Origin of the sequence: Pseudomonas sp. S49 (assembly GCF_009866785.1) — a bacterium.
Lineage (GTDB): Bacteria > Pseudomonadota > Gammaproteobacteria > Pseudomonadales > Pseudomonadaceae > Aquipseudomonas.
In genome coordinates, this window is record NZ_CP019432.1 from 3,917,083 (window position 1) to 3,925,331 (window position 8,249).

General features: G+C 60.4%; 6 protein-coding genes. 3 read left to right on the forward strand and 3 right to left on the reverse strand.

The annotated features are described in order from the left end of the window. Positions 1-167: 167 nt before the first annotated feature. Positions 168-1,418: an MFS transporter gene (locus PspS49_RS17295; protein ID WP_160040699.1), complete on the forward strand. Its 1,251-nt coding sequence runs from the start codon at positions 168-170 to the stop codon at positions 1,416-1,418. 81 nt (positions 1,419-1,499) lie between these two features. Here PspS49_RS17295 and ycaC read toward each other — a convergent pair whose 3' ends face one another. Next, entirely contained in the window at positions 1,500-2,132 is a 633-nt protein-coding gene (gene ycaC, locus PspS49_RS17300) for an isochorismate family cysteine hydrolase YcaC (RefSeq protein WP_007916011.1), read from the reverse strand. Positions 2,133-2,343: 211 nt separating this feature from the next. On the opposite strand from ycaC, the gene PspS49_RS17305 reads away from it, so the two are divergent. After that, positions 2,344-3,930, forward strand: coding sequence for a sensor domain-containing diguanylate cyclase (locus PspS49_RS17305; RefSeq protein ID WP_160040701.1), 1,587 nt, complete (start codon positions 2,344-2,346; stop codon positions 3,928-3,930). A gap of 135 nt (positions 3,931-4,065) precedes the next feature. Further along, positions 4,066-4,812, forward strand: a complete 747-nt coding sequence (locus PspS49_RS17310) for a helix-turn-helix transcriptional regulator (RefSeq protein WP_150750917.1) — start codon at positions 4,066-4,068, stop codon at positions 4,810-4,812. Between the two features lie 261 nt (positions 4,813-5,073). Here the strand turns inward: PspS49_RS17310 and PspS49_RS17315 are convergent, their stop codons facing one another. Beyond that, entirely contained in the window at positions 5,074-7,032 is a 1,959-nt protein-coding gene (locus PspS49_RS17315) for a MacB family efflux pump subunit (RefSeq protein WP_160040703.1), read from the reverse strand. Between the two features lie 2 nt (positions 7,033-7,034). Further along, positions 7,035-8,183: a macrolide transporter subunit MacA gene (gene macA / locus PspS49_RS17320; RefSeq protein WP_160040705.1), complete on the reverse strand. Its 1,149-nt coding sequence runs from the start codon at positions 8,181-8,183 to the stop codon at positions 7,035-7,037. Positions 8,184-8,249: the final 66 nt, after the last annotated feature.

Here is an 8,249-nt window from a genome sequence, read left to right on the forward strand (position 1 = left end):
TAGCGCGTCGAACGTGCAGCAACCGTATGACGGAACGTCGTTTTCAGCCCCTTGGCGTTGTTTCGCAACGACACGGCGGCGGCCTGCAACTTATATTCGTGGCCGCAGGTCATTAGGCTTGCTGAGGTTGAATCCATCCGCAAACCTCAACTATTGAAGACACTGCCGTGGCCGCTGACCTCGATCGCCGCAATAACCTGTCACTGGACAGCCTGAACTTTTTCCTCGCCGACGTGCGTGATGGTCTCGGGCCCTATCTGGCCATTTACCTGTTGGCGGTGCATCACTGGGAACCGGCCAGTATTGGTCTGGTCATGACCATCGCCGGGGTCGCCGCGCTGATCACCCAGACACCCGCCGGTGCCTGGGTCGACAACAGCCGGCGCAAACGTGCGTTGATTGCGATCGCCGCGCTGTTGGTGACCGGCAGTTGCCTGCTGCTGCCGTTCGTGACGTCGTTCACCTGGGTGGCGCTGACGCAAACCCTGAGTGCGATGGCCGCTTCAATATTCGCCCCGGCCATTTGCGCGATTACCCTGGGCATGACCGGGCCACGGGCATTTACCCGCCGAACCGGGCGCAACGAAACCTTCAATCATGCCGGCAATGCCTGCGCCGCCCTGCTGGCCGGGGTATTCGCGTATCTGTTCGGCCCGGTGGCGGTGTTCTATCTGATGGCGGCCATGGCCCTGGCCAGTGTCATCGCCATTGCCTGCGTGTCGCCAGACGCGATCGACCATGATCAGGCCCGCGGACTGGACCCGGCCGACGCTGGCCATCGTCAGCCTTCCGGTTTATCGGTGCTGCTGGGCAACCGCTCGCTGTTGCTGTTCGCCATTTGCTGTGCGCTGTTCCACCTCGCCAATGCGGCGATGTTGCCGCTGGTAAGCCAAAAACTCGCGCAAACCAATTTGCAGATGGCCACGCCGCTGACCTCCGCCTGCATCGTGGCCGCGCAGTTGGTCATGGTGCCTGCGGCGTTACTGGTCGGAGCGAAAGCCGATGTGTGGGGACGCAAACCGCTGCTGCTGGCCGGTTTTCTGATCCTGCCGTTGCGCGGTGTGCTCTATACGCTGTCGGACGATGCTTATTGGCTGGTCGCGGTGCAGATGCTCGACGGTGTTGGCGCAGGCCTGTTCGGCGCCTTGTTTCCGATCATGGTCAAAGACCTCACGCAAGGAACCGGGCACTTCAACATCAGCCTCGGCGCACTGACGACTGCCTTCGGACTCGGCGCCGCGTTGAGCAACGGTCTCGCCGGGTTGGTTGTGCAAGAGGCCGGTTACAGCGCGGCGTTTCTGACACTGGCCGGTATTGCAGCAGTAGCGGTTGTCCTGCTCGGTATCGGGGTGCCAGAAACCCAGCGCGCTGGGCGTCAGGCTGAAACCGGAATGGTCGAGGCCGCTGCAGAATCCTGAACGTACCCTGCTGTTCAGCTTTAACGTACAGACACGACAAAAGCCTGCTTTCAGGGCAGGCTCTTGTTTGGTCGCGCAGGCTTACTTCTGCTGAGCGGTCAGCGCCGAGTAGCTGTTCATCAGGTTGCGGTAATTCGGGATCCGCTGCGACAGCAGATTACCCAAGCCTTCAATGTCGTTGCGCCAGTCGCGGTGCAACTCACACGCCACCGAGAACCAGTTCATCATCTGTGCACCGGCCTGGGTCATGCGACTCCACGCGGCTTGTTGCACGGTGGTGTTGAAGGTGCCGGAGGCGTCAGTCACCACAAACACATCAAACCCCTCCGCCAGCGCCGACAAGGTCGGGAACGCTACACACACATCGGTCACTACACCGGCAATAATGATCTGCTTGCGGCCGGTAGCTTTGATCGCCTTGACGAAGTCTTCGTTGTCCCAGGCGTTTATCTGACCTGGGCGAGCAATGTACGGCGCGTCCGGGAACATCTCTTTCAGCTCTGGCACCAGCGGGCCGTTCGGGCCTTGTTCGAAACTGGTGGTGAGGATAGTCGGCAGTTCGAAGAACTTGGCCAGATCGGCCAGGGCCAATACGTTGTTCTTGAACTCGTTCGGCGAGAAGTCCTGCACCAGGGAAATAAGGCCGGTCTGGTGATCGACCAGCAGCACAATGGCGTCGTCTTTGTTCAGGCGGTTGTAGGTTGGAGTGGTCATGGTCTGCGTCCCTTTTGAGTTTTTGAATTTGTTGTTGCGTTCAAGTTGGGTACAGATTACTGACGCACAGGGACGGGATAAATCGGCTGAAAGGCGTTTCACCGTCAACTCGAACAGGACAATCAGGCAATAAAACACGCTCCGCGCCGAACTTTCTGGCGATCCTTGTCATACTGTTGCGATGCATTACGTATGAAAAAAGGAGAGGTTCATGCTCGGACGCCGTCCGCCAGAGCCGAACACCGAAGACTCAAGCAGAGCCGCCTCTGCCCGCAACGCCGTGCGCGCCGGCTCGACATTCCGCCTGACGGTCAGCTTTATGCTGGTGGTGGTACTGGCCTTTCTGACGGTCGAGAGCTGGCGCACCTGGCGCGACTATCGCGCTGCATTCGCCTCCGCGCGCGATTCGGTAACCAACCTGGCCCGCGCCACCGCACAGCATGCCGAAGACACCATCCGCCAAATGGACGTGCTGACCGCAGCGCTGAGTGAACGGGTCGAAGGCGACGGTCTGCAGAACCTCGACGTGCCGCGGATCCACAAATTGCTGGTGCAGCAATCGAAAATCATGCCGCAGTTGCATGGTTTGTTCATTTACGGCGCTGATGGGCAGTGGATCGTCACCGACAAGGAGGTCACGCCCGAGACCGCCAACAACGCCGATCGCGATTACTTTCAATATCACCGCAGTCATGATGATCGACAGGTGCGCATCGGTGATGTGGTGGAAAGCCGATCGACCCATGACCTGATCATTCCCGTCTCCCGTCGTCTGAACAATCCCGACGGCTCGTTCGCCGGGGTGCTGCTGGGCACGGTCAAGGTCAGCTACTTTGTCGACTATTACGGTGACTTCAGAATCGATGACAAAGGCGCACTGGTGCTGGCCAGACGCGACGGCACCATTCTCGTGCGCCGGCCGTTCATCGCCTCGGTGATCGGCAAAAGCCTGGCCAACAGCGAGATCTTCAAGGTCTACCTGCCCAACGCCAACGCCGGCATTGCGCAAGTGCGCGCGGTGGTCGACGACACTGAGCGGTTGTATGGCTATCGCGCGCTCACCACCTATCCGCTGGTAGTCGAGGCCGGGCTTTCGCGGGAATCGATCATCGAACCGTGGCAGCAGGATTTGCTGAAAAACGGCTTCGTGCTGGTGTTTCTGATTTTGGTGCTCAGCGGTTTCGGCCTGGTCGTGCTGCACCAGTTGCGCCAGCGCATGGCCATGGAGCGGGAAATTCGCTACGCGCACCAGACCATGCGTGACATGGCGCTGACCGACAGCCTGACCGGGCTGGGCAACCGCCGCCGTCTGGACAATGCGCTGGTGGACGAAATTCGTCTGGCGCGGCGGCAGGGTTCGGCGCTGTCATTGATCATGCTCGATGTCGACCACTTCAAACGCTACAACGACCAATATGGCCATGCGGCGGGCGATGACTGCCTGAGCGCCGTCGGGCAGGCGATCCAGCAAGCGGTCAAACGACCGAGTGACCTCGCGGTGCGCTACGGCGGCGAAGAATTCACCGTGCTGCTGCCCAACACCGACAATGCCGGCGCCATTCAGGTTGCCGAAGACATTCTGCAAGCCATCCGTATGCTGCAACTGGAGCACGCCGGACATCCATTGGGCTATGTCACCGCCAGCGCCGGAATTACCACACGGCACCCGGTCGATGACACGGTAACCCCGGCGATCCTGTTGAAAGCAGCCGATACCTGCCTGTATCAAGCCAAGCAACAGGGCCGTAATCGCTGGTGCTCACAGGGCAAACAACCCGACATCGCGGTTATGAGCTAATAACACCTTCATTAAACCGTCGCTCAAACGTTGTACTAGGATAGGATCCAAGTCTGCGGTATTTCGTCGACCAAGGAGATCGTCGACAGTGCTGCAGACGTTTTTGAATTAACGCCTCTCAGGGATGACACGCATATGAATTCACACTTGTTCCCCCACATCGGCAAGGTCATCGCCAGCACCGGCAGCCGACACTTTCCGCGCATGCTGCATGACCTGATCCTGACGCAACTGGCGGTAGACGCCACGCACATCCGGCAGATGCGTGTCGAACCGCTGGGCCGCGCGTCGAGCCGCAGTGAGCCGGAGCCGCTGAAAGAGCCGGCCCTGCTCGCCGAAACGGTGTTTTCCGAACACAGTGCGGCGGCCCACCACTTACAGAATCCGCCGGCCGCGACCAGCGCGGACGCCTCGCAACTGCACCTGACCCGGCGCAAGGACGGCTACCGCTACGTGATTTCGGTGTACCGCAACGGCGAGTCGCAGCGCTTTTCCGCGCAGGAGCGCAGCCTGTTGCAGGACATCTCCCCGGTGCTGCTGCCGATGGTGGAAAAACACATCAACGCCCTGCAACCGGCCAGCCCTGATCCACAAAGCCCACCCGAGTCCGCAGAAGGCAGCGGCCTGGAAACCTTGCGCTTGCGCTTTGACGAGCGTCTGGAGCAACTGGGGCTGAGTCTGTCGAACCGCGAAACCGAAGTGTGTGTCGGCCTGCTCGCCGGGCGCACGGCGCCGGAACTGGCCGAGCAGTTGGCGCTGAAGGTCAACACCGTTGAGAGCTATCTGAAACGGGCGGCGATCAAGTTGGGCATCAGCGGACGGCATTCGTTGATGCGCTGGATGTATTCGCCGCTGGAGGCGTTGGCGTCGAGTGCGGCGTGATACACCGGGATTAGTGAAGGCTTGGCTTTTTTGGTTGTGTCAGTGAGATTCCCCCCCTCACCCCAGCCCTCTCCCCCCAAGGGGGCGAGGGGGAAAGGGAGCCGATCTCGGTTGAATTCGAAACTGAGTTCGACTTTTGAGCCGATCTTTGTGCTTTTCAGAACCTGAGTTCGACGTGGTATTTCAGGTCGGCGAACCTCGAAAGAACACCGCGGTCAGTCCCCTCTCCCTCTGGGAGAGGGCTAGGGTGAGGGTTCGCTTTTAATCCCGCGCCAACGCCTCAATCGGATCAAGCCGCGAAGCATTCCGCGCCGGCACAAACCCGAACACAATCCCGATCAACGTCGAACACACCACCGCCGTCAGCACCGACGCCAGCGAAAACACCATCTCCCATTCCTTGATAAACACCGAAAACAGATGCCCGATCGCATACGACAGGGAAATCCCGATCGCCCCGCCCAACAGACACACCATCACCGCCTCCACCAGAAACTGCTGACGAATGTCCGACTGCCGCGCGCCCACCGCCATGCGAATACCGATCTCCCGCGTACGCTCGGTCACCGACACCAGCATGATGTTCATTACCCCGATACCGCCCACCACCAGGGAAATCACCGCAATCAGCGACAGCAGCAACGCCAGTGAGCGGCTGGTTTTCTGCACGGTCTGCAAGACGCTGTCGAGGTTGTTGGTGAAGAAATCCTTGGTGCCGTGGCGTTGCAGCAGCAGTTGAGTGACGTGCTCTTCCACCACTTTGCTCGGCTGGCCGTCCTTCATGCGCACGCTGATGCTGTCCAGATAACGCTGGCCCAACACCCGCCCGGCGGCGGTTTCGTAGGGCACCCAAACGTTGAGGGTCTTGCCCGAGGCGAACAGGCTTTTATCCTGCGCGGCCACACCGATCACCGTGCACGGCAGGTTGCCGATGAGGATCACTTGGCCCAACGGATCGACGTCTTGCCCGAACAGGCGCTGCCGGGTGTTGTGATCGATGACCACCACCTGCGCCTGGCGTCGCGCATCGCTCTCGCTGAACGGAATGCCCGCGGCCATCTTGATCCCGCGCACTTTGAAGTACTGATCGCTGACGCCGTTGACCTGCGCATCCAGATCGATATTGCGATAGCGCAGCAACAGGCTGCGGCCAATCATTGGCGTGGCGCTGTCGACGTAGTACAGCTGATTCAGCGCGGTGACATCTGCAGGCGTCAGGGTTTCGATGGCTGCTGCGCGTTTGTCGCCGTAACTGCTGCCGGGATAGACATCGATGGTATTGCTGCCAATCGCGGCGATGTCCTTGAGCACATAGTTCTTAGCGCCCTCCCCAACCGCCGAAATCGACACCACGGAAGTAATGCCGATGACGATGCCGAGCATGGTCAGCAAGGTGCGCATGCGATGGGAAATCAACGCCACCCACGCCATAGCGAACGCCTCTTTGAACAGCCCGAGACTGGCAACAAGACGTCGAGAGGCGGTGGCTTTCGGTGCCACCGGTTCTTCGCTGAGCAGGTGCGTGGTGTCGCGTTCGTTGGCCCGGTCGCTGAGGATTTCGCCGTCGCTGACTTCGATGATGCGCTCGGCGTTGGCCGCCACTTTCGGGTCGTGGGTCACCAGAATCACCGTGTGCCCCGCCGCGTGCAGCTCCAGGAGGATGCGCATCACCTCTTTGCCGCTGGCGGTGTCGAGGGCGCCGGTCGGCTCATCGGCGAGGATTACTTCGCCGCCATTCATCAAGGCCCGGGCGATACTCACCCGCTGCTGCTGGCCGCCGGAGAGCTGGCTCGGCCGATGCGTCAGGTGGCCCTCCAGGCCCAGTCGCGCCAACAACTCGCGGGCGCGGGCATGGCGCTGAAGCTGCGGCGTACCGGCGTAAATCGCCGGCATCTCGACGTTGTGCATCGCACTCAAATGCGGCAGCAAGTGGTAACGCTGGAAGATGAAACCGAAGTAGTCGCGGCGCAGCTCGGCCAGGGCCTGATTGTCCAGATCGCGGGTTTCCTGGCCGTTGATTTTGTAGCTGCCGGCGGTGGCATAGTCGAGGCAGCCGAGGATGTTCATCAGCGTCGATTTGCCAGAACCCGAGGCGCCGATAATCGCGACCATTTCCCCGGCATTGATCGTCAGGTTGATGTTCTTCAGCGCCAGAAACTCGCGGTCACCGGCGGTGAAACTGCGGGTGATGCCGGTGAGCTGTAGCAGTGGTTCAGTCATGCTCAGGCCCCCGCCACATTGGTCAGCGGATCTCCGATCACCACGCGATCACCTTCAGCCAGGCCGCCATTGATCTGCACTTTGACGTTGTTGTTGATCCCGGTCTGCACATTGCGCGACTGCGCGTGGCCCTTGGCGTCCAGCACCCGTACCGGAAAACTGCCATCGGCATTGCGCGGCCCGAGCGCCGCCACCGGTACGGTCAGCACCGACTTGGCGGTGTCGAGGATAATGCGCACCTGCGCGGTCATCGAAATGCGCAAACGATGGTCGGGGTTCGGCACCTCGAACAAGGCGTTGTAGAACACCGCGCTACTTTGCTTCGGCGTGCCGGCGGGTGGCGTTTCGAGGAAGTTCTGCGGCGCCGGGTCCGTGCCGCGCAGTTTCGCGTAGTAGCGTTTGTCCTCGCCGAGAATGGTGAAATACACCTCTTGCCCCGGGGCGATGTGAATCACGTCGGCTTCGGACACCTGCGCTTTCACCGTCATGGTGTCCAGATCCGCCAGTTTCAGCAGGACCGGCGCCAGTTGGCTGGCGATCACCGTTTGCCCTTCTTGAGTGACCACGCCGACCACGTCGCCATCGATTGGCGCGACGATGCGCGTATACGCCAGATTGACCTTGGCAGTGTCGATCTGGATGTGCGCGCTTTTGATCTGCGCGTCCAGCGACATCAGATTGGCCTGCTGCACCTGATAGTTCGACTCGGCGGTTTCAAAATCCTGACGGGAGATCGAGGCGTCGTCCTGCAAGTTTTTGTAGCGCTCGTAAATCGCTTTGGTCTGCCTGAGTTGAGCTTGGGTCGCGCGTTTTTGTGCTTGCAGGTTCTCCTCATCGACCTGGGCTTGACGCAGCGTATTCTGCAACACCAGCGGATCGATTTCCGCCAGCCACTGGCCCTTCTTCACCTTGTCGCCGACCTTGACCTTGAGCGACTTCAATTGCCCGGACACCTGCGCGCCAACGTCCACTTGTTTGATGCCTTCGAGCAACCCGGTGGCGAGCACCGCGTTTTCAATGTCACTGCGTTCCACCGGCGCGGTCAGGTATTGCGGCGCCTCGGCCGGTGCCTGCACCGCGTAGAACGCCAATCCCGCTACTGCCACTAACGCCAAACCCATACCGACTTTGCGCAACTTCGACTTTTCCATAAATGACCACAAGTCCGTTCAGGGGTGAACCCGGCCAGCGGCCGGGCTCTGGTAGATAAACAACAA